Raw genomic sequence first — 21,159 nt, 5'->3', positions numbered from 1 at the left:
GACGTGGGGAGATGGCGGCCTACTCGGGCCGGGGTGTGCACGGTCAGGTCGTCCACGCGCTGGGGGCGCGCATCGTGGGCGGCGGGATCGGGGTGGGCGAGACGCTCGACGTCGGCGCGCTCGGCGCCGAACTGGACGTGAGCCAGACCGTGATGCGGGAGGCGTTGAGGGTGCTCGCAGGGAAGGGGCTGACCGACGCCCGGCAGAAGCGGGGCACGTTCGTCCGGGAGCGGGCGCACTGGAACCTCCTCGACGCCGACGTGATCCGCTGGCGCATGGAAACCGGCGACGGCGACCGGCTGCTGCGCGACCTCACCGACGTCCGCGCGATCGTCGAGCCCGCCGCCGCACGCCGGGCGGCCCTGCACCGTACGGACGCCGACCTGGCCGCCCTCGACGCGGCGCTCGACGCGATGGGGCGTGCGCGGGGCGAGGCGTCCGCCGCGGCCGAGGCGGACGTGGCGTTCCACCGCGCGCTCCTGACCGCCACCGGCAACGAGCTGCTCGCCCGGATGGACCTCCTCCTCGAACCCGGCCTGCGGGAACGGGACCTCATAGTCCACGCCCACGCCGACGCCGACGACCCCGTCCCCAGCCACCGCGCGGTCCTCGACGCGATCCGCGAACAGTCCCCCACCCGCGCCGAGTCCGCGATGCTGGCCCTCCTCACGAAGGCCGCCGAGGACGCCAGGGCCGCCGCGGTCACGCCCGCTTCGTGAGGGACCGCCCCGCATACGATCCCGGCATGACGGTCACGTACGCCTGGCGGGGCGGCTTCGAGGAACCCCTCCGCGCGTTCTACGACGCCTGCGGCTTCCGTGGGACGGTCGCCGGGCTGCTCGCCCTCTGATGCCGGTGCCGGACTGACGTCGTACCTTTCGAGTCGTCACCTTGTGGAGGTCACCCCCATGACGAACCCCCCGACCGACCGGCTCCGGCGCCCCTCGGGCATCCGCTCCCTCACTCTCGGCGACACGAGGCTCAGTTACGTGCCGGACGGCCGGGCCCGGCTCGAAGCCACGTACTGGCTGGACACGACGGACGAGGACTGGGCGCCCTATGCCGGGCATCTCGACGACGGGCACCTCGTGGGCGGGGTCGGCGGGCTGCTCGTCGAGCGGGGCGGGCGGGCTCTCCTCATCGACGCCGGAGCCGGACCCCTGACGCTGGACACCGGGCACGGCGTCCTCACCGGCGGCGCTCTGCTGGAGAGTCTCGCCGTGCTCGGCCGCGGGCCGCAGGAGATCGAGGCGGTCGCCGTCACGCATCTGCACGTCGACCACATCGGCTGGGCCGCTCACCTCGCCTTCGCGCGGGCGCGCGTGCTGGTCGCCGCACCCGAGTGGACCCACCGTCAGGAGCCGCTGGAAGCCCTGGAGCCGCGCGTCCGTACCGTCGTCGACGGCGAGGAGGTCTTCCCCGGCGTCCGGGTGCTGTCCGCCCCCGGCCACACGGCGGGCCACACCGCGTATGTCGTCGACGCGGGCGGGCAGCGGGTGATCGCCTTCGGTGACGCCTTCCACTTCCCGGTCCAGATCAGCCGTCCGGAGTGGGAGGTGACGGCCGATCACGACCGGAAGCAGGCCGTCGCTCTGCGCCGCCGGCTCCTCGCCGAACTCGCCGGGCCCGGCACGACCGGGTTCGGCGTCCACTTCTCCGACGTGGTCTTCAGCCGCGTCACCGCCGACGGCGGCACGTATCTCTGGCATCCCGTGGACGCCTGATCGGATCCGGACGCCCAGCGACGGGAACAGGCCGTTTCGCGGCCCCCGTGCGGGCGGCCAACTGCTCGCGTGCGCACCGGAGTTACGCTGGACAGCGCTCAACAGGATGACACGTCACCTTTCGGTGCCGATCGCAGGAGGAGCACGTGCGCACAGGATTCTCACTCCCCCAGTTCGCCACGATGGACCGGCAGTTCGACCAGGTGGCCCGGTTCGCCCGGGAGGCCGAGGCGCTCGGCGCCGGGAGTCTGTGGGTCGGTGACCGGGTGCTCGCGGCGGTCGACCCGGTCGTCGGCTACGGCGGCACCGGCGACACGATCCCGCCGGAGATGAACTCCGCGCTGGACCCGTTCGTCGCCCTGTCCGTGGCCGCCGCGGTCACCGGGAGCGCGCTGCTCGGCACCTCCACCCTGATCGCCCCCTGGTACCCGCCCCTCCTGCTGGCCCGTTCGCTGAGCGGCATCGACGTGGTGAGCCGGGGCCGCCTGATCGCCGGGATCGGCACGGGCTGGTCCCCGGACGAGTACGAGGGCGTCGGCGTCCCCTGGAAGGAGCGGGGCGCGCGCCTGGACGAGTGCCTCGACGTCCTGGAGTCGGTGTGGACGACCGCCCCCGTCGCCCGGCACGACGGCCCGCACCACTCCATCCCGGCCGCCCACATCGGCCCGAAGCCGGTGCAGAGCCCCCGCCCGCCGGTCTACCTCTCCGCGTTCTCCCCCGCCTCGCAGCGCCGCGCCGCCCGCCGGGCGGACGGTGTCCTGCCGGTCGCGATGGTGGTGCCCGGCGGCGGCTACGACCCGCAGGCGACCGTCACCGCGCAACTGCGGCAGGTCCGCGCGCTGGCCGAGAAGCAGGGCCGCGACCCGGCGGAGGTGGACGCGATCCTGCGGATCAACGCGGCGGCCGGGACGACACCGCGGGACATCGCGGACGTCGTCCGCCGCACCGCCGACGAGACGGACGTCGAGCACGTCTTCGTGGACCTCGGCTACCTGGTCGACCAGAGCGTGGACCACGCCCTCGACCTGGCCGGACAGGTCCTCGAACTGTCCCGCTGACCCGCGTGGTCCGCGCGGCGGCGGCGAACGTATCCTCCGCCCGTGACCACCGAACCCCTGCGGCTGCCCGGCATGCCGCTGCACGATCCGTACGTCGTCGCCGACGCCACGTCCCGCACCTACCACCTGTACACGTCCAACGAGCCGTCCGTGTCGGGCGTGGAGGGCGCCGGGACGATGGTCTACCGCAGCACGGACCTGCGGGACTGGGCGCCGCCGGTCGTCGTCTACCGCGCCGCCGGGCAGGAGGGCGGCTGGGCGACCGACGGCGCGTGGGCGCCCGAGGTGCACGAACGGGCGGGCCGGTACTACCTGTTCACGACGCTGCACAACGAGGAGCGGCGGCTCGCGGAGGGGACGTACATGCGCGGCACGGTCGTCGCCGTGTCCGACTCCCTGCTGGGCCCGTTCACCGCCCTGGACCCGTCGCGGCCCACGACCCCCGAGCACCTGATGGCGCTCGACGGGACGCTGTACGTCGACCCGGCGGGGCAGCCGTGGCTGGTGTACGCGCACGAGTGGCTCCAGACCGTCGACGGCACGATGGAGGCGATCCGCCTCACCCCGGACCTCTCCGGCACGGTCGGCGACCCGGTCCACCTCTTCCGGGGCTCGGACGCGTTCTGGCTGAACGAGCAGATCCCCGCGGGCCTGCCGTACCGCCTGCCGCCGTACATCACCGACGGCCCCCAGCTGGTCCGCGCCCCCGACGGCGCCCTGCTCATGCTGTGGTCGACGTACGAGAAGAACGTCCCCGGCGAGGACGGCTCCCTCACCGGGGACTATGTCCAGACGTACGCCGTCTCGGAGTCCGGCGACCTCACGGGGCCGTGGACGCAGCAGCGCCCCTTGGTCCGCGAGGACAGCGGTCACGGGATGCTCTTCCGTACCTTCGAGGGCGAGCTGATGATGATCCTGCACCGGCCGTTCGAGAACGCGCGCGGCAAGCTGTACGAGATGCGGCTCGACGGCCACGAGCTGAGCGTCGTCCGCCAGCGCACGGACCTCGACGGCTGAGGCGTCTCACCAGCGGGAGCGGCCCCGGTGCCGGCCGGGCCGGTCGGGGGTGTTGCCGAGGTCGTGCGGGGTGGGGCGGGGTTCGTCGTCGGGGATGCGGGGCATCTCGTTCGGCTCCCGCGTCTGACGGTGCTCGGACTCGTCGACCGGCCGCCGGACCGGTTCCTGGGGCGGGAGCCGGCCCGGTGACTGTTCGCGTCTGCGCACCCGGGTGCCGAGCCGTACGGCCCACACCAGGGCGGCGGTCAGGAGCAGGCCGCACAGGACGACGGCCGCCGTGCCCAGGCTTGTCGTGTTCATCGGCCCCGGGTACCCAGCGACCCGGGGCCGAAGCATCCCGTTCTACTCGCGCCGCCCCGCCGTGTCGCGGACGGGGGTGCCGCCCGTGCGGCCGGGGTCCGGCGGCGGGGTGACCGCGCGGTCGGCGTGGCCCGGCCACCAGGCCGCGTGGCCGATGAGGGCGGTGAGGCTGGGCGTGAAGAACATCGCCATGACGAACGCGGCGATCGCGATGCCGAAGGAGACCGCGAAACCCATCTCCGTGAGGAGGGAGTTGCCCGCGAGCATCATCGTCGCGAAGGTCGCGGCGAGGATGAACCCGGCAGCGGCGACGGTCGGTCCGGCGTGGCGCAGGGCCATCCCGGCGGCCTCGCGGGGGCTGCGGCCCTCGCGGGCCTCCTCGCGGAGCCGGGCGATCATGAGGATGTTGTAGTCGGTGCCGATGGCGACGACGAACAGATACATGATCACCGGGAGCATGAACATCAGCCCCGAGTGCCCCTGCATGTCCTGGAAGATCCAGACCGTGGCGCCGAGGGTCGCGCCGAACCCGAGTCCCACCGAGGCGATCAGGTACCAGGGCGCGACGACGCTGCGCAGCAGGAACCCCAGGATGACCATGATCAGGATGGCGGCGACAGGGAACACCGTGCGGTAGTCGTGGTTGACGGCCGCCTGGATGTCCTTGTAGATGGACGACATGCCGCCCACCAGGGCCTTCGTGCCCTCGGGCGCCTCGTCGTGGGCGACCGAGCGCACCTTGCCGACCGCCTCCAGCGCCTTGTCCGTCGACGCCTCGTACTTGAGGGTGACGGTGAAGTCGGCGGTCGTGCCCTCCTTGTTCGTCTGCGTCATCTTGGCGCTGGCAACCCCGTCGACCGCGCCGAGCTTCTCGGCGTACGACGCGAACGCGGACCGGTCGAGCGGGCGGCCGTCGGTGCTGGAGAGGTAGACGTCGGTCGGCGCGGCGGCGCCCGCCGAGTACGCCTTGCCCATCTCGTCCTGGACGACCATCGACTCCTTGGTCTTCGGCATGGAACCCGAGGCGAGGTCGAAGGTCGCCTTGTAGCCGAGGGTGCCCAGCGACAGCACGAGCAGGACGATCCCGGAGACGGCCGCGGTCAGCGCGGGCCGGCGCTGCACGCCCCGGCCGAGGGCGGCGAAGCGGGCGTCGGAGGGTTCGTGACGCCAGGACTTGGAGGGCCAGAAGATCCGCGGCCCGATGAGGGAGACGACCGCCGGGATCAGGGTGAGGCCCGCGATGAGGGTGACGGTGACCGCGATGGCCAGCGCGGGGCCCATCTGCTTGAGGAAGCCCAGCGTGGACAGGGCCAGCGCGAGGAACGCGATGATGACGGCGCCGGCCGCCGACGCGATGGCCTCACCGACCCGGGCGACCGCGTTGACCATGGCCTGCTTGGGTTCGTCACCGGCGCGCAGGCGTTCCCGGTAGCGGAACATCAGGAACAGGAAGTAGTCGGTGCCCACGCCGAACAGCACGACGATGAGGATCGACGAGATCGAGCTGTTGGCCTGGAGGTCGAAGAGTTTCGTGGCGTACGCGATGAGCGCGTTGGCGATCGCGGCGACGATGCCGATCAGGATCAGCGGGAGGACCGCCAGGATCGGCGCCCGGAAGATGATCAGCAGCGTGACCAGGATGATCACGAACGTGCCGATCCCGATGAGCGCCTCGCCACGCTTGGAGGAGTCCTGCTGGTCGAGGGCCTGCGCGGCCGAGCCGCCCAGCTTGACCTGGAGGTCCGTGCCCCGGGCGAGCGCCTTGACGTCGTCGCGCAGGATCTTCGCCGCGTCCGCCTGTTTCGGCTGGCCGGCGTTCTTGCTGTCCATCTGGACCAGGGTCATCGTGTAGCGGCCGTCCTCGGAGGGCCGGCCCTCGACGACCTTCTGCACCTGGTCGATCTTCTTCGCGCCCAGTTCCCGGGTGATCCGGGTGACGTCCCGCTTGTCGGCGGCGGTCAGCTTCCCGCCGTCGTCGCGCTGGAACAGGGCGATCGCGGACGGGGTGAAGGCGCTGGGGAACGCCTTCTCCTGGAGGTCCGCGGCCTTGATGGACTCGTAACTCTTGGGCAAAAAGCTGGACTCGTCACTGCTGGACGGCAGACTCGGGGCCGTCGCGGCGATCGCCACCGCCGCGATCAGCCAGGCCACGATCGTCCAGACCGGATGCCGGACGACGGTGTCGCCCATACGTCGGAACATGCGGGACCCCTCCTGATCAGGAAGATCACCACACCTGGGGAGCGGTCCCTGGCATCGGCGACCCGGCCGGCTCCCCGTCGAACCGGCCGAACGGATGTCTCAGCTCTTCATCGTAGGGACGCGGGCCGTTCGGCGCCCCTGATATCACGACGGCACCGAAACTTTCGGTACCACTTCCGGAAGTCGGCCGGAAATGCCTGGCGCGACGCATTGCCGCCGCCCCGGCCTGTTCCCAGGGCGGGAGCGCTCCCACCCCTCGTCCCCGGAACCCCTTCAGGAGGTGTCCTGCGCTCCTTCCGCCTACGCCGCCACAGCCCCGCGCCGCTGGTGGCAACCGCTCTCGCCGGGGTCGCCGCCCTGGCCGGCGCGACGGTCCGGCAGGCCCATCCCGCGCGTGCCGTGCTCGCGGCCGGGGTGGAGGACGACGGGCTCGACCGCCCGGTGGGGCCGATCCCGACGGCGTCCCGGCCGCTGCTCCCCGACCCGTTCACCAGGCTCGACGGCACCCGGGCCGCCACCGCCTCCGGCTGGCGGTGCCGGCGCGCGGAGATCAGGGAACCGGCCGAGCGGACCGTGCACGGCCAGAGGCCGCCGAAACCCTCCTCCGTCACCGGGTCCGTCACGTCCGGCCGGATCTACTGTCGGCATCTCCGACCAGGCGAAGACCGCGAGCTTCTCGGCGGGCGTCGCCTTCGGCCCGTACGTCGGCAACCCCGACGGCCTGCCCGTCGACACCCACGAGATCGTCGGGATGGTCGCGCCCGGGGGGGCTGTTCGTCATGGACATCCCGCACATCGACGGGGACGGGGAGTCCGAGCGGCGTGTTCCGCGTCGCCGCGGACAGCAGTGGCGGGGCAGCTCCGGCGAGGCGGGGTCCGCCGGGGTGCTGCGGTCAGGAGGCCCCCGGTCGGACGCCTTCCGGCGACCCGCCCACCGCCCTCACTGCCCGACGCGCCCGTCGATCCGTTCCCGCAGCAGATCCGCGTGTCCGCAGTGCCGGGCGTACTCCTCGATCCGGTGGACCATCAGCTCCCGGATCGCGATCCCCCGCTCCCCCGCCCGCTGCCCGAGGTCCGTGAAGGCGGCCAACTCGGCGTCGAGGGCGGCCTGTTCGCGTTCGAGGTCGGCGTACGCGGCGTCCACGACGGCCTGGTCGGCGACGGCGCCGTCGAAGTCGGCGTCACGTGCGCCGTACAGCTTGGGCAGGGGTTCTCCGATCCAGCCGCGCCAGTCGCGCTCCACCTCGGCGAGATGGCGGACCAGGCCGAGCAGGGACATCGTCGACGGGGGGACCGAACGGTCCGCGAGCTGCTGCGGGGTCAGGCCCTCGCACTTCATGCGCAGGGTGTGGCGGTATCCCGAGAGGAAGTCCAGCAGGGTCGCCAGTTCGCCGTCCGGGCTGTCGCCCTCGCGGGGGTCGTCGTCCGGATCGACCCACATGTCGGGGTAGACGGTGGCCCGGGTCCATCGTTCGGGAGTGTCGCTCATGCGCGTCATGGTGGCGGGCGGCGAGCGGTCGCGCCAACGATTTTCACCGGCGCCCGCAGCACAACCTTCGGGCCGCTCCGGCTGTCTCACCCCGCACAGCAGGACACCTGAACACGTGGGGGAAAAAGTGTTACGACGCACTGCCATCACGATCACCGCGCTGACGACCGCAGCGCTCGGCGCCGCCGCCGTGCCCGCCGTCTCGGCGGAGCCGCCGGGGCGGGCGGCCGTCGCCTGTCCGACCGGTTGGGGCAGCCTCGCCAAGAACAACTGGTCCAGCACGTCGGGCGAGTTCATCACCGACGTCCGTATCGGGACCCACGACTGCTACGACCGTTTCGTGGTCGACGTCCCCGGCGCCACGGCGAGCCAGCTCGGTTACAGCGTCCGCTACGTCGACGCGCTCATCCAGGACCCCTCCGGCGAACCGGTCCCGGTGACCGGCGGGGCGATCCTCGAAGTCGTCGTGCGCGCACCGGCGTACGACCCGTGGACGGGGACGCCGACCTATCCGGGTCCGGCGCCGAAGCCGGTCGGGTATCCGACCTTCCGCGACGCCGTGTACGCGGGATCCTTCGAGGGACAGAGCCAGTTCGGGATCGGGACCCGCGCCCGGCTGCCCTTCCGGGTCCTCCAGCTGGACGGGCGGCTCGTGGTGGACGTGGCGCACTCCTGGTGAGCGCGGTGAGGCGTGCCCCGCGCTGCGGGGCACGCCTCGTCGGTCAGCGGTCCTGGGACAGTGCGTACAGCTCGGCCAGCAGGCTCCCTTCCATGGTCACGAGGTCGTCGAAGGTGCCCTGTTCGCGGATGCGCCCCTGGTCGAGGACGAGGATCCGGTCGGCCATGCGGACGTTGTCGAGGCGGTGGGTGACGACGACGGTGATGCGGCCGGGGGCGAGGGCGCGCAGCTCCCGGAACACGGTGTGTTCACCGCGCGCGTCCATCTCGCTGGTCGGCTCGTCGAGGACGAGGACGGCGGGTTCGCGGTAGAGGGCGCGGGCACAGGCCAGGCGCTGCCACTGGCCGCCGGAGAGTTCGTGCCCGCCCCAGACCGAGCGGGCGAGCAGCGTGCCGAGCTTCTCCGGCAAGGCGGTCAGCGCCTCGGCCATGCCGACGCGGCGGGCGGCGTCCCAGATCCGGTCGTCGCCGTGTTCGCGGGGCTGGCCGAGGGTGATGTTCTCGCGGGCGGCGAGCGGCCAGTGCCCGTTCTTCTGCGGGACGAGCCCGACGTGCCGCCACACGGACTCGGCGTCCGTGACGGCCACGTCGGTGTCGTCCCAGAGGACTTGGCCCTCGGTGGGGACGGTCAGGCCGGTCAGCATCCGGATCAGCGTCGACTTCCCGGCGCCGTTCTCCCCGACCAGCGCGACGACTTCACCCCGGTTGAGGGTGAGGGTGACCGGTCCGACGGCGGGCGTGTCCTTGCCGGGGTAGGTGTAGGCGGCGCCCTCCAGGCGGATGCTGCGGGGTGCGGGGGCCTGCGCCGTACCGCGTGCGGTCGTGGTGGCGCGGACCTCGTCGACGAAGTCGTGGTAGTCGGAGAGGTAGAGGCCGTGGTGGAACATCACGGTGCTGTACCGGATGATCGAGTTGAGGGCGCGCCCGGCGGTCTGCGAGGCGACAACGGCGGTCCCGGCCAAGGCCGTTGACATCGCCCCGGCGAGCACGAGGCCCGCCAGCGACACCCACATCCCGAGCGTGAACAGCCCGCCCAGCGCCGCGGCCAGCGCCGTCACCAGCAAGTACGGGCGTGCGCCCGCGAGTTCGCGGCCCTCGACGCGGTCGCACATCGCCCGGTACCAGGAGTGCAGGTACGGCCGCATGGTGTTGGCCCGCAGTTCGTCGGCGAGTTCGGCCGTGGTGAGCCACCAGCGCATCATGCCGCGTACGTTGCGCGCGGAGATCGTGCGGTCGTGGACGCGGTAGTCGATGCGCGCGGCGATCACGCCGCCGAGCCCGCGCGGTACGACGGACAGCAGCAGCACGCCGAGCAGCAGGGGATGCAGGGACGTCAGCACCGTGGCGGCGGACAGGAGTTGGACGAGGCCGTTGGTGAGGGTCTTGGCGTCGTCGGCGAGGTCGACGGCGCGCAGGGCGCCGATCTCGGCGGCCTGGCTGCGGTCCTGGAAGCCCTCGGTGTCGTAGGCGGCGAGTTCGGCGCGCATGTGGAGGTCGACGAGGGTGAGGTCGGCGGCGGAGGCGACCTGGGGGTTGAGGCGGCGGGTGGCCCAGTCGGCGAGGATCGCCAGGGCCGCGCCGGCCGCCATCGCCGCGACGGCGAGCGCGAGGGCGGGCCAGGCCCGGGTGAGGCTCTCGCGGGGGTCGCCGGTCATGAGGCGGGGCAGGGCCTCGGCGACCGCGCCGAGCATCACGGCCGTACCGATGCCGGACAGGAGCTGGCAGGCGGCGATCGTGGTGACCATGCGGCGGTCGACGCGCCAGGCGAGGCGGGCGGTCTGGAGGAGTGCCGTGGGGATGCGGCGGGCCATGTCCCGCAGGGTCGCGTCGTCCATGGCGTGCCGGTGCCTGCGGCCGTTGTAGTCGAGTTCGGGCGGCGCGGAGGGCTGCGGGACTTCCGTGCGGGCGGCGGGGAGCGTCATGCGAACACCCCCGCCATGAGCCGGTCCAGGGTGCGGCGGCCCCGTGCGGTGAGCGTGGGGTCGTCGTGGGCCAGGCAGCCCACCGCGTCGATGGCGGCGAGGCAGGTCAGGGCCTGTTTCTCCGTGGGGGTGAGGTCGCGGCCGTAGCCCTGGAGGAACGCGGCGCGCAGGTCGGGGCGGTCGGTCCAGGTCGTGCAGGCCAGGTGGACGAAGTCCTGTACGGCGGTGGCGAACCGGGAGCGCTCGAAGTCGATCCAGCCGGCCTGGGCGTGGCCTGGGGACCACAGGAGGTTGTGGTCGCGGGCGTCGCCGTGGGTGAAGGCGAGCGGGAGGGGCGGGAGGGTGCGCAGGCGGGCGGCGAGGGCGCGGACGAGTCCGTGTTCGGGTGGCGTGAGCCCGGCGCGGGGCAGGTGGTTGCCGGCTCCGTCGGCGGCGGCGCGCAGGGCCTGGGCGGCTTCCTTGCGGCGGGGTCCTGACAGGTCGCCGGCCCGGTGGAGGCGGGCGAGGAGGACTCCGCCGTGCCGGTGGGCGCGGGCCTCTTCGGCGGGGGTGAGTGCCTGCTGCTCGACGGGGCGGCCGGGGACCGCCGTCAGGAGCAGGGCGAGGTGGTGGGCGTCGGAGGCGCGCAGCATCGGCGCGTGGCCGGCGCCGAGGGCGGGGGCGGCGTGGCGCAGGGCGAGGGTCTCGCGCTCGTACGCCAGGGGGCGCGGGGAGATCTTGAGGTAGTAGCGGGCTCCGTCGGGGAGGGTCAGTTTCCAGACGCGGGAGTCGTGGTGGGGGCGGGAGGCGTCGGTGACGGCCGGGCGGGCGCCGAGGGTGGCGGCGGCCCAGGCGAGGACGGCGGGTGCGGGCGCGGTCATGCTCCCCACCTCGATGACGGTCGTGACGCGGACGAGAACAGGGCGCGGCGGACGTCGACGGGGCGGCGGAAGCCGGTGGCGCGGACGGCCCGGGCGGGGGGATTTTCGAACGCGGGCCGATGGGCGGTGAGCAGGCGGACGGGATGCATGGCTTCTCCTCGGTAGCGGGATCGGACGGATCACCCGCACAACTCCCCTGCTCACAGCGGCGATACGGGTGGGACCGGGCGATGCGTCGAGCGCAAGTTCGACCGCGCCCGGTTCGGCCAGGCGCCGCCAAAGCGGCGGGCCGTTCGATTCACCCGTGGAGGGGACGGGTCCGCGGAGGTCGCCCGAACGGGGGATTGCACGACGGCACCGGCCTCGGCGGGATGGTCTGCGCGAAGGGTTGACGGGGTGTCGAAGCGGCGGGAGTCTGTTCCGCATCGTGGTGTCTGTTTCGCGATGTGATGGCTTCGGATGGCCGGTGGCGTCCGGCCGGGAGAGGACGGCGCATGCCGGGAACGACGGCGGAGGAGCGTGCTCTGCGAAAACAGGACGGGGAGGCGAGCGGCACCGACCCGGTCGTGTTCGGGGTCGCGGCGGTCGTCACCCTCGCCTTCGTCCTGGTGGGGGCCGTGTCCACCGGGACGATGGAGCGGGTGTCGGGCGACCTGCTGACCGGGCTGATCGACAAAGCGGGCTGGGCGTTCGTCCTCACCGCCTCGGGGTTCGTGGTGTTCGCGCTGTGGCTGGCGGCGAGCCGGTACGGCCGGATCACGCTGGGCGCGGAGAACGAGACGCCGGAGTTCCGTACCGTCTCCTGGATCGCGATGATGTTCAGCGCCGGCATGGGCATCGGCCTGATGTTCTACGGCGTCAGCGAGCCCCTGTCCCACTTCGCGTCCCCGCCGCCGGGCACCTCCCCCACCAGCGACGCGCAGGCCGTCGAGACCGCGATGGCCACGACCCTGTTCCACTGGACGCTGCACCCCTGGGCGATCTACGCGGTCGTCGGGCTCGCCATCGCCTACAGCACGTTCCGGCGCGGGCGCCGGCAGCTCATCAGCGCCGTCTTCACCCCGCTGATCGGCAGGCGGCGCGCCGAGGGCTGGATCGGGAAGGTCATCGACGTCCTCGCCATCTTCGCGACGCTCTTCGGCTCGGCGGCCTCGCTGGGCCTGGGCGCGCTCCAGATCCGCAGCGGGATCACGGAGCTGGGCTGGATGGACGGCGTCGGCACCGGGGTCCTCGTCGGGGTGATCGCCGTGCTGACCGTGGCGTTCGTCGCGTCGGCGGTGTCGGGCATCGCGCGGGGCATCCAGTGGCTGTCGAACATCAACATGGTGCTGGCGCTGACCCTCGCGGTGTTCGTGTTCGTCGCCGGTCCGACCGTCTTCGTCCTGGACCTGCTGCCGACCTCGATCGGCTCCTACCTCGGGGATCTCCCGCAGATGGCGGGCCGTACGCAGGCGTCCAGCGGCGAGGGCGTCTCCGACTGGCTGTCCGGGTGGACGATCTTCTACTGGGCGTGGTGGATCTCGTGGGCGCCCTTCGTGGGCATGTTCATCGCCCGGATCAGCCGGGGCCGGACGATCCGTCAGTTCGTGGGCGGCGTCATCCTCGTCCCCAGCACGGTCAGCCTCCTGTGGTTCGCGGTCTTCGGCGGGTCGGCGATGCGGCTGCGCGAGCAGGGGCAGCTGGCCGACGCGACGACCCCGGAGAGCCGCCTGTTCGGCATGCTCCAGGAGTACCCGGCGGCGACCCTGTCCTGCGTCGTCGTCCTGGTCCTGGTCGGCATCTTCTTCGTCTCCGGCGCCGACGCCGCGTCCATCGTCATGGGCACGCTCTCCCAGCGCGGTTCGCTGGAGCCGACCCGCGCGGTGGTCGTCTTCTGGGGCGTGCTGACCGGCGCGGTCGCCGCCGTGATGCTGCTGGTCGGCGGGGGCGGCGGCGACGCGCTGACCGGCCTCCAGAACCTGACGATCCTCGCGGCGGCCCCCTTCACCCTCGTCATGGTCGGCCTGTGCGTCGCCCTCACCCGCGACCTGCGCCACGACCCGCTCATCGTCCGGGGCCGCCGGGGCGAGGAGGCCATCGACACCGCCGTCATCGCCGGCCACGAGAAGTACGACGGCGAGTTCGAGCTGCGCATCGGCCCGACGTCGCCGTCCTGAGGCCACGAGGGGGTGGGCGCGAGGCTTCCCGCCCACCCCCGCCCAATACCTATGTTGACATAGGTGTCTCGTCATACATAACCTGCCCGGGTGTCCGGAATCAGTGGGGCTCAGCCGAGCCCCAGCAGCGCCGACCGGGTGGCCGAGGGCCTCGCGGCGTGTCTGCCTGCGCTGAACCGGGCGGTGAAACGGCATCTCGACGGGTCGTTGCCGTATCCCAAGCCGCCGGAGCGGCAGTTGGCGCTGCTGCACTATGTCGCCGAGAACGATGGGGCGACCGTGCAGAGCGCGGCGGACGCGCTGCGGATGATGCCGAACAACGTCAGCGCCCTGGTCACCCGGCTCACCGCAGCGGGACTGCTGGAGCGGCGGCAGGACGACGGTGACAAGCGGGTGGCACGCCTGCGCGTGACCGCCGAGGCCCGGCGCCGCATCACCGAGGTCGACCATCTGGTCACCCGGCGGATCTCGGCCGCGCTGCGGACCCTCACCGAGGGCGATCTGGACGCGCTCGGTTCGGCGCTCAGCGCTCTGGTGACACTCACCGACGCCCTGCGCGACGACTGATCCCCCGCTTCTCCCTTTCTTCCGCACGCCCCGGCCGGCGTGCTTCTCCCGCATGTTCACGCGCGCCCCTCCAGCGCGCCGGTACGTCATGAGGACTTCTCACCCATGCCTGTCACCGCTGTCTCCACAGCGCCCGCACCCCCGTCCACCGCACCTGCCCGCGACCTGCGCGCCAACCCGTGGCTGACCCTGGTCGCCGTCGCGTTCGGCCTGTTCATGGTCGGCCTCGACGGGTCGGTCGTGTCGATCGCCAACGCGGAGATCGCCCGCGATCTGAAGGCGACGACCGCCGAGTTGCAGTGGGTCACCAACTCCTACCTCCTCGCCCTCGCCGCGACCCTCATCCTCGGCGGGAAGCTCGGTGACCGTCTCGGGCGCCGCACGCTCTACCTCGTCGGAGTCGCCGGGTTCACGGCGGCGTCCGTGGCGATCGGGCTCGCCGGGTCCATCGAGGGCGTCATCGCCTTCCGTGCCGTGCAGGGGCTGTTCGGGGCGATGCTGATGCCGAACACGCTCGCGTTGCTGCGGGCCGTGTTCCCGCCGCGGAAGTTCGGGATGGCCGTCGGGATCTGGGCGATGATCTCGTCCGTGTCGACCGCGCTCGGGCCGATCGTCGGCGGGCTGCTCGTCGAGCACGTGAACTGGGAGTCCGTGTTCTACATCAACGCGCCGATCGGTGTCGTCGCGCTCGTCTTCGGCCTGCTCGTGCTGCCGCAGTCCCGCAACGAGGCGGCGGCCGGTGAGACGTTCGACGTCCCCGGGGTCGCCCTGCTCGCGGGCGGGCTCCTCGCCGTGGTCTTCGGTGTCGTCAAGGGCGAGACGTGGGGCTGGACCTCGGGCGGGACGCTCGGCGCGATCGGCGGCGGGATCGCCGTACTCGTCCTGTTCGGCTGGTACGAGACGCGGGTCGCCCATCCCCTGCTGCCGATGCGGCTGTTCCGCAGCCCGGCGCTGACCGTCGGGGCGGTCGTCACCGCGCTCAACTTCTTCATCCTGCTCGGGGTGATCTTCTTCGTGATGCTGTATCTCCAGAACGTGCGCGGGTTCACGCCCGTCGAGTCGGGGGTGCGGACGCTGCCGCTGAGCCTCGCGTCGATGCTGGCGTCGCCGCTGGGCGCGAAGCTCACGGAGCGGTTCGGGGCGCGGGTCACGATGCCGCTCGGGATGGTCCTCCAGGGCGGGGCCGCGTTCACGATGCTCGCGTGGAGCGCGGACTCCTCGTACGCCACGATGTGGCCGCCGTTCGTCGCCCTCGGGCTCGGCGTCGGCATGGTGATGTCCGCGTCGTCGGACGCGATCGTGGGCAACGCGCCCGTGCGGGACGGCGGTGTCGCGGGCGGGTTGCAGGCGACGTCCTTGCAGGTCGGCGGGGCGCTCGGGACGTCCGTCCTGGTGTCGGTCATCAGCAGCAGGGTCGGTTCCACGCTGACGGGCGAGCTGACCGGCGCGGGCGTCCCGCGCCCTGTCGCCGAGGGGCTCGGGGAGGCGAAGGACGCGGTCTCGATGGGCGTGGCGCCGGTGTCGGAGTCGATGCCGGGGTCGCTGCGGAGCGCTGTCGTCGAGGGGAGTCATGGGGCGTTCATGGCGGGGGTCCATACGGCGGCCGTGGTGACCGGGGTGCTGGCGCTGGCCGGGGCGGCGCTGGCCGTGGCGGGGCTGCGGGGGCGGACGGCTGCGCGGGAGCCGGTGCTGGTCGCGTCGTCGGGCGCGGGGGACGCGGTGGCTGGAGGGGCCGACCCGGGTGCGGGCGGCTCGGACACGGCCGCCTTCGGCACCGCCGGCTCGGGCGTACGCGGCTCGGACACGGCCGCCTTCGGCACCGCCGGCTCGGGTGCGGGCGGCTCCGGCACGCCCGCTCCCGGCGCGGCGGCCTCCGGCGCGGCAACTCCCCCCACCGGCACCGGACTTGCCGTCTCCGGCCACGTCCACGGCACCGAGTCCGCTCCCGTCCCCCACGCCGCCGTCACCCTGATCTCGCTCGGCGGACGCCAGCTCGGCCGGGCCGTCTCCCGTGCCGACGGGTCGTACGCGGTGGACGCGCCCGGCGCCGGGAGCTACATCCTCGTCGTCTCCGCCGAGGGGTACCGGCCCCGGGCGGTGACCGTCACCGTCGGCGGGGAGCCGGTGGCCTGCGACGTACCGCTGGCCGGGGCGAGCGGGCTGGCCGGGACGGTTCGCGCGGTGGGTGGACGAGAGCCGGTGGCGGGCGCGCTGGTCGTGACCGCCGATGTGCGCGGGGAGGTGATCGCGACCGGCGTGACCGGCGCCGACGGCGGGTTCGGGTTCGGCGGTCTCGGGCCGGGGCCGGTGACCGTCGCGGTGAGCGCGGACGGGTTCCGGCCGGTCGCGCTGCCCGTCGAGGTCGCGGTGAGCGGGATGACGCGGGCCGAGGTCGAGCTGGCGCCCGGGGCGCGGGTGCGGGGCGCGGTGACCGCGTCGGGGCGGCCGGTGAACGCCGCTTCGGTGACCCTCGTCGACGCGGCCGGCAACGTCGTCGCGTCCGTCGTCACCGGGGCGGACGGCGGATACGCGTTCACGGACCTCGACGGCGGCGCCTACACGGTGACCGCGACCGGCTACCCGCCGCGGGCCGGCCAGGTCACCGTGGGCGGGGCCGGGGTCGACGGGTACGACATCGAGCTGTCGTATCCCGGGGAGTGAGGCGCACGCCGTGAACGCGGGGTGGGCGACGGTGTTCCGGCCGCCGCCCGCCCCGGTGTCACGTCGTCGGCGGTGCCGCGTAACAGTGCACGGTCACCGTCTGCTCCGCGCTCCACCGCTGCTCGACCGTCGCCAGCAGCTTCCAGCCCAGCCGTTCGTACAGCGCCGCCGCGGCCGTGTCGGTCGCCACGACGTCGAGCACCGGGTGCAGTCCGCGCCCCCGCGCCTCCGCGACCGCCCGTTCCATGAGCCGCGCGCCGATGCCGTGGCCGCGCGCCGAGGGGGCGACGAACAGGCGGCTGACGACGGCCGTCGTACCGGGGTCGCCCCACAGACCGGGAGCCACGTCCCCCTCGCCGCCGGGGTTGAGCGCGATGTGACCGACGGTGCGCCCGCCGAGCACGGCGACCCACGCGCCGAGCCCCGACGCCTGGCTCAGCCAATCCCCGGGGCGCTCGGGCCAGTTGACGGGATAGCCGTCCTGCCGGTGGACGTCGGCGAGGGCTTCGACGCAGGCGGCGACGTCGTCGTCCGTACGGGGCCTGACCGTGTTCTTCGTGTTCACCGCCGTATCGAAGCACAGGGCTCCGGGGCGTTCTACCGCCTTTCCGGGAAGGTGCCCTTGGGGACGACGCCGCCCGCCGGGCCACGTACGGCGGACTCGACGAGTTCGCGGACGCGGTCGGCGGGGACGGTGACGCCGGGGTTCTGCTGGGCCCAGCCGAACCACTCCAGCGGGGACAGTCCCTCCGGGGCCTCACCCGCGTACACCTTGACGTAGACCGGCGACTCCGGCTCGACGCGCCAGCTCTCCGCGAGGGAGCCGACGTCGACGGCGTCCCAGCCGAGCGCGTCGAGGAGGTCGGCGGTCTCCTTCTTGGCGCCCGGGTCGTCCCCGGCGATGGGCAGGGCGCTGCGGTCGGGGGCGCCGGCCGGGCGGGCGAGGGTGACGAGCTGGTGGGCGCCGATGTTGTTGAAGACCTTGACCACGCGGGAGCCCGGGAGCTGCCGTTGGACGAGGGCGCTGCTGGTGAGGTCGTTCGCGTCGAGCTCGGGCAGCTGCCCGTCGCGTGCCGGGTAGTAGTTGAGGGTGTCCAGGACGGTCTTGCCGTCGAGGGCGTCGACGGGGAGCTTGTCGTAGGCGTACAGGGGGACGGTGGCCACGACCAGGTCACCGGCGCGGGCGGCCTGCGCCGGGGTGGCGGCGCGGGCCTTCTCGCCGAGGTCGGCGACCAGGCCGGCGAGGGTCTCGGGGCCTCGGGAATTGCTGAGGACGACGTTCCAGCCGGCGGCGACCGCCAGACGGGCGACGGCCGTTCCGATGTTTCCGCTGCCGATGAGTCCGAGGGTGCGGGGCATGGCGTACTCCGTTCGACGAGGGCCCGGACAGATATCCGGAGGCACCTTCCACTTTCTATCACGCCAAACGGAGACAGCGTCCGTTTGGCGTGGTGGTTGACTGGTTCGAGCCGCTCGACAGGAACAGGAACACCATGGACACCACCCCGACGACGTGCCGCAAACCGCGCGCCGACGCCGCGCGCAACCGGGCCCGGATCCTCGACACGGCGCTGCGCCACTTCGCGCGGTACGGAGCCGGGACCTCGCTGGAGGCCATCGCGAGGGACGCCGGGGTCGGCCCGGCCACGCTCTACCGCCACTTCCCGACGAGGGAGGCGCTGCTCGCGGCGGCCCTGGAGGCCCCGGCGGCCGAACTCCTCGCCGGGCGTGAGGAGTTGCGGGCCGTGGACGATGCCGACGAGGCGCTGCGGCGGTGGCTGCTGACGCTGGAGAAGTACTTCAGCACCTTCACGGGGCTGCCCGCGCCGGTCCTCGCGGCCCTGGCCCACGGCGACTCGCCGCTGTCCGTCTCCTGCCAGGAACTCCTCGCCGTCACCGACGAGTTCCTCGCCGCCGCCCGGGAACGCGGCACGGCCCGCCCGGCCGTCCAGGGCCGCGACCTCTTCCTCGCCGCGCTGTTCCTCGCCTGGGCCGAGGGCGCGCCCGTCGACGGCGACGCGCTGCCGACCCTGCGGCAGCTCATCGAGACCGGTTACAGCACGCGGTGAGTCACTGGTGGTCGGCCCACACGTAGCTCTCGGGCAGCAGGTCTCCGATGGGCAGCGCCCGGTCCCCGACGATGACCTCGATGCCGGGGAAGTAGTCGAGGAGGACCTGGCGGCAGCGCCCGCACGGCGGGACGACGCCCCGGTCCCGGTCCCCGACGGCGACGATCGTCCTCAGGTCGTGGACGCCCTGGGCCGCGGCCGTCCCGATGAGGACGAGTTCGGCGCAGGGGCCGCCGGTGAAGTGGTAGGCGTTCAGGGCGGTGACGATCCGGCCGTCGGCCGCGCGGCCGGCCGCCGCCATCGTGTGGTTGTCGCCGTGGCAGCGGGTGCGGGCGAGGTGGGCGGCGGCTTCGACGAGTTCATGGTCCACGCGGGCCACGATCAGCGCCGGGGGTGGGCGGGCGCAAGCGGTTTGCGTCCACCGGCTGAGCCCGGCAGGCCCTCGACGCGGGGTCCCTGATGCCGACGGTGCGCGAACCGGGCGGCTGCGCGCCAGGGGCCGGGCGCCGCGAGCGGGTTCCGGGCGGTCCCTTAGTTTTGGCCGGTGACTCTCCTCTCGCCTCGTCGGCTCGTGCCCCGGACCTATCAACCCCTGTTCGCCCACGGCGGGTTCAGGCGGTTGCTGCCCGCGCTGGCCGTCTCCGATCTCGGGGACGGCATGAGTGTCGTCGCGGTGGCGTGGCTGGGGGTGCTGATCGCGCCCGAGGGGCAGGCCGGGTTCGTGGTGGGGGCGGCCGTCGCGGCGTACGCGCTGCCGGGGGCCGTGGGGGCGCTGGTGTTCGGGCGGTGGCTGCGGCATCTCGCGCCCAAGAGGCTGGTCGTGGTGGACAGTTGGCTGCGCGCCGTCATGCTCGGGTGCGTGCCGGCGGCCTGGGCGGCGGGGGTGCTGCATCCCGTGCTGTACGTCGCGCTGCTCGCGGGGTCGTCCGTGCTGCACGCGTGGGGCGGGGCCGGGAAGTACTCGCTCGTCCCTCAGCTGCTCCCGCCCGAACAGCGGCTCGCCGCCAACGCGTTGCTCAGCTCCAGCGCCTCCGCCTCCATCATCCTCGGGCCCGCGCTCGCCGGGCTCCTGGTGACGTGGGTGGGGCCCGCGTGGCTGATCGGGGTCGACGCGCTGTCGTTCGCCGTGCTCGCCGTCCAGGTGGGGCGGCTGCGTGAGGGGGGCGGGGTGACCGACGCTCCCGTCGACGCGGGGCGCACGGCGGACGGGCTGCGGCTGCTGCGGCGACAGCCCGAGCTGCTCGGCGTGCTGGCGCTGACCTGGCTGTTCAACTTCCTGTACGGGCCCGTCGAGGTCGCCCTCCCCCTCCATGTCACCGACGATCTCGGCGCCGGGGCCGGGCTGCTCGGCCTCTACTGGATGCTCTTCGGGGTGGGCGCCGTGCTGGGGGCGCTCGGAGCGGGGGCCCTGCGGCGGCTTCCGCTGTGGCCGGTGACCGTCGGGATCGTCGTGGGGTGGGGCGTGATGCTCGTCCCGTTCGGACTCGGGGCACCCGCCGTGGTGACGCTGGTCTGCTTCGGGGTGGGCGGTGTCGTCTACGGGCCGTTCACCGCGCTGTCGTTCACCCTGTTCCAGGAGCGGACGCCACCGGCTTGGCTGACGACCGTCCTGGCGGCGCGCATGGCGGTGCTGCTCACGGCGGCTCCGGTGGGGGCGGCGCTGGGCGGGCCGATGACGGCGGCGCTGGGGGCGCGGGGGGTGCTGGGGGTTTCCGGGGTGGTGACGGTGGGGCTCGGGGTGGCCGCGGCGGGGTTGTGGTGGTGGGGCGGGCGGTTGAAGGGGCGGGGGGTGACGGAGGCCGGGTGAGGGCGGGGTGTCCGGGTTGCGCGGACTTCCGGGAGGGCGCGTCCCCTGTTCGCCGCCCAGCCCTGCCCCGCGTAGCGCCCCTCGCCCTCCCCCTCGCCTCAGCGTCGGCCGCCGAACTCCCAGTCGTGCACCTCCGTCTGCGCGTGTCCCCCGAGCACCCCGCGTGCCGTCCGCGCGTCGGGGGCGCGCAGCAGGGCCGCCGTACCCAGCCAGGTCGTGCCGTCGTCCGACAGGAGGGGGCCGAAGGCGATCAGGTCGGCGGTGTCCTGCGGAACGGTGAGTTCCGTGCCCGGGTCGGGGGCGAGGCCGAGGGCGAGGTAGCGGTTGCCGCCGGTCCGGCCGCCGGGGAAGTCCCACATCGTCCGGCCGAGTAGGTTGCGCCAGCGCCGCAGGAGGACGTCCCGGTAGGCCCCGGCCTGGTAGTTGGGCTCGTCGAAGGCGAACGCCCGGGCCGCCGCCGGGTCGGGGAGGTCGACGATGTGGACGCTGCCGGTGGGGGTCTCACCGTCCTCGGCGAAGGTGGGGCCACGGGCGATGAGTTCGGCGGTGTAGCCGTCCATGTAGGACCAGTGGGCTTCGGTGAGCCGGCGGCGCAGCGGGAGGGAGCCGGAGCGGTCGCGGTGGTAGCAGAAGAACTCCATGAGCGGTG

The 21,159-nt window shown here is 73.2% G+C and carries 19 protein-coding genes and 1 pseudogene; 11 read left to right on the top strand and 9 right to left on the bottom strand.

Annotated features, from left to right (window positions below):
• Window positions 1-11: 11 nt before the first annotated feature.
• The 4 genes from PV682_RS17815 to PV682_RS17800 all read left to right on the top strand — a co-directional run bounded on the left by PV682_RS17815 (window position 12) and on the right by PV682_RS17800 (window position 3,799).
• On the top strand, window positions 12-719 hold the full coding sequence (locus tag PV682_RS17815) for a FadR/GntR family transcriptional regulator (protein WP_319730860.1): 708 nt from the start codon (window positions 12-14) through the stop codon (window positions 717-719).
• Window positions 720-908: 189 nt separating this feature from the next.
• Window positions 909-1,724, top strand: coding sequence for an MBL fold metallo-hydrolase (locus PV682_RS17810; RefSeq protein WP_319730859.1), 816 nt, complete (start codon window positions 909-911; stop codon window positions 1,722-1,724).
• 146 nt (window positions 1,725-1,870) lie between these two features.
• Window positions 1,871-2,782 carry a TIGR03619 family F420-dependent LLM class oxidoreductase gene (locus PV682_RS17805; RefSeq protein ID WP_319730857.1) on the top strand — a complete coding sequence of 304 codons (912 nt, stop codon included), beginning with the start codon at window positions 1,871-1,873 and terminating at the stop codon, window positions 2,780-2,782.
• 72 nt (window positions 2,783-2,854) lie between these two features.
• Window positions 2,855-3,799, top strand: coding sequence for a glycoside hydrolase family 43 protein (locus PV682_RS17800; protein ID WP_319731052.1), 945 nt, complete (start codon window positions 2,855-2,857; stop codon window positions 3,797-3,799).
• Between the two features lie 6 nt (window positions 3,800-3,805).
• On the opposite strand, the gene PV682_RS17795 is transcribed toward PV682_RS17800, so the two are convergent.
• The 3 genes from PV682_RS17795 to PV682_RS17785 all read right to left on the bottom strand — a co-directional run bounded on the left by PV682_RS17795 (window position 3,806) and on the right by PV682_RS17785 (window position 7,799).
• The gene (locus tag PV682_RS17795) at window positions 3,806-4,099 is read right to left on the bottom strand and encodes a DUF6479 family protein (protein WP_112472952.1); all 294 of its coding nucleotides are present in this window, start codon (window positions 4,097-4,099) and stop codon (window positions 3,806-3,808) included.
• A 42-nt stretch (window positions 4,100-4,141) separates the two neighbouring features.
• Entirely contained in the window at window positions 4,142-6,301 is a 2,160-nt protein-coding gene (locus PV682_RS17790) for an MMPL family transporter (protein ID WP_319730855.1), read from the bottom strand.
• 940 nt (window positions 6,302-7,241) lie between these two features.
• Window positions 7,242-7,799 (bottom strand): DinB family protein, encoded by a 558-nt coding sequence (locus PV682_RS17785; RefSeq protein ID WP_319730854.1) that lies wholly within the window; start codon window positions 7,797-7,799, stop codon window positions 7,242-7,244.
• 118 nt (window positions 7,800-7,917) lie between these two features.
• On the opposite strand from PV682_RS17785, the gene PV682_RS17780 reads away from it, so the two are divergent.
• Window positions 7,918-8,469: an AMIN-like domain-containing (lipo)protein gene (locus tag PV682_RS17780; RefSeq protein ID WP_319730853.1), complete on the top strand. Its 552-nt coding sequence runs from the start codon at window positions 7,918-7,920 to the stop codon at window positions 8,467-8,469.
• A 43-nt stretch (window positions 8,470-8,512) separates the two neighbouring features.
• Here the strand turns inward: PV682_RS17780 and PV682_RS17775 are convergent, their stop codons facing one another.
• Both PV682_RS17775 and PV682_RS17770 read right to left on the bottom strand, forming a co-directional pair.
• Window positions 8,513-10,390 carry an ABC transporter ATP-binding protein gene (locus PV682_RS17775; RefSeq protein WP_319730852.1) on the bottom strand — a complete coding sequence of 626 codons (1,878 nt, stop codon included), beginning with the start codon at window positions 10,388-10,390 and terminating at the stop codon, window positions 8,513-8,515.
• A complete protein-coding gene (locus PV682_RS17770; RefSeq protein WP_319730851.1) occupies window positions 10,387-11,250 on the bottom strand; it encodes a phosphotransferase enzyme family protein in 864 nt (287 codons plus the stop codon). Before PV682_RS17770 ends, PV682_RS17775 begins: the two co-directional genes overlap by 4 nt.
• 494 nt (window positions 11,251-11,744) lie before the next feature.
• Here PV682_RS17770 and PV682_RS17765 point away from each other — a divergent pair, with 494 nt between their 5' ends.
• The 4 genes and pseudogenes from PV682_RS17765 (at window position 11,745) to PV682_RS17750 (ending at window position 16,634) form a co-directional block, all read left to right on the top strand.
• Window positions 11,745-13,406, top strand: coding sequence for a BCCT family transporter (locus PV682_RS17765; protein ID WP_319730849.1), 1,662 nt, complete (start codon window positions 11,745-11,747; stop codon window positions 13,404-13,406).
• A 90-nt stretch (window positions 13,407-13,496) separates the two neighbouring features.
• Window positions 13,497-13,973 carry a MarR family winged helix-turn-helix transcriptional regulator gene (locus tag PV682_RS17760; RefSeq protein ID WP_319730847.1) on the top strand — a complete coding sequence of 159 codons (477 nt, stop codon included), beginning with the start codon at window positions 13,497-13,499 and terminating at the stop codon, window positions 13,971-13,973.
• 105 nt (window positions 13,974-14,078) lie between these two features.
• A pseudogene (locus tag PV682_RS17755) lies at window positions 14,079-15,635 on the top strand (MFS transporter); the annotation flags it as partial.
• On the top strand, window positions 15,621-16,634 hold the full coding sequence (locus PV682_RS17750; protein WP_319731051.1) for an MSCRAMM family protein: 1,014 nt from the start codon (window positions 15,621-15,623) through the stop codon (window positions 16,632-16,634). The pseudogene PV682_RS17755 and the gene PV682_RS17750, both read left to right, overlap by 15 nt.
• 58 nt (window positions 16,635-16,692) lie before the next feature.
• On the opposite strand, the gene PV682_RS17745 is transcribed toward PV682_RS17750, so the two are convergent.
• Window positions 16,693-17,199 (bottom strand): GNAT family N-acetyltransferase, encoded by a 507-nt coding sequence (locus PV682_RS17745; protein ID WP_319730845.1) that lies wholly within the window; start codon window positions 17,197-17,199, stop codon window positions 16,693-16,695.
• A gap of 32 nt (window positions 17,200-17,231) precedes the next feature.
• Window positions 17,232-17,993 (bottom strand): NADPH-dependent F420 reductase, encoded by a 762-nt coding sequence (locus PV682_RS17740; RefSeq protein WP_319730843.1) that lies wholly within the window; start codon window positions 17,991-17,993, stop codon window positions 17,232-17,234.
• Between the two features lie 134 nt (window positions 17,994-18,127).
• Between PV682_RS17740 and PV682_RS17735 the strand changes: the two genes are divergently transcribed.
• Window positions 18,128-18,703: a TetR/AcrR family transcriptional regulator gene (locus PV682_RS17735; protein WP_319730841.1), complete on the top strand. Its 576-nt coding sequence runs from the start codon at window positions 18,128-18,130 to the stop codon at window positions 18,701-18,703.
• A gap of 1 nt (window position 18,704) precedes the next feature.
• On the opposite strand, the gene PV682_RS17730 is transcribed toward PV682_RS17735, so the two are convergent.
• Entirely contained in the window at window positions 18,705-19,073 is a 369-nt protein-coding gene (locus PV682_RS17730; protein WP_319730839.1) for a cytidine deaminase family protein, read from the bottom strand.
• Between the two features lie 201 nt (window positions 19,074-19,274).
• Between PV682_RS17730 and PV682_RS17725 the strand changes: the two genes are divergently transcribed.
• Window positions 19,275-20,510, top strand: coding sequence for an MFS transporter (locus tag PV682_RS17725; RefSeq protein ID WP_319730837.1), 1,236 nt, complete (start codon window positions 19,275-19,277; stop codon window positions 20,508-20,510).
• Between the two features lie 98 nt (window positions 20,511-20,608).
• Here PV682_RS17725 and PV682_RS17720 read toward each other — a convergent pair whose 3' ends face one another.
• Complete coding sequence (locus PV682_RS17720; RefSeq protein WP_319730835.1) at window positions 20,609-21,151, bottom strand: YciI family protein; 543 nt, start codon at window positions 21,149-21,151, stop codon at window positions 20,609-20,611.
• Window positions 21,152-21,159: the final 8 nt, after the last annotated feature.

The organism is Streptomyces niveiscabiei (assembly GCF_033794345.1).
Classification (GTDB): Bacteria; Actinomycetota; Actinomycetes; order Streptomycetales; family Streptomycetaceae; genus Streptomyces; species Streptomyces niveiscabiei.
The sequence above is the reverse complement of the archived record's forward strand: the minus strand, read 5'-3'. Positions and strand labels throughout refer to the sequence as shown.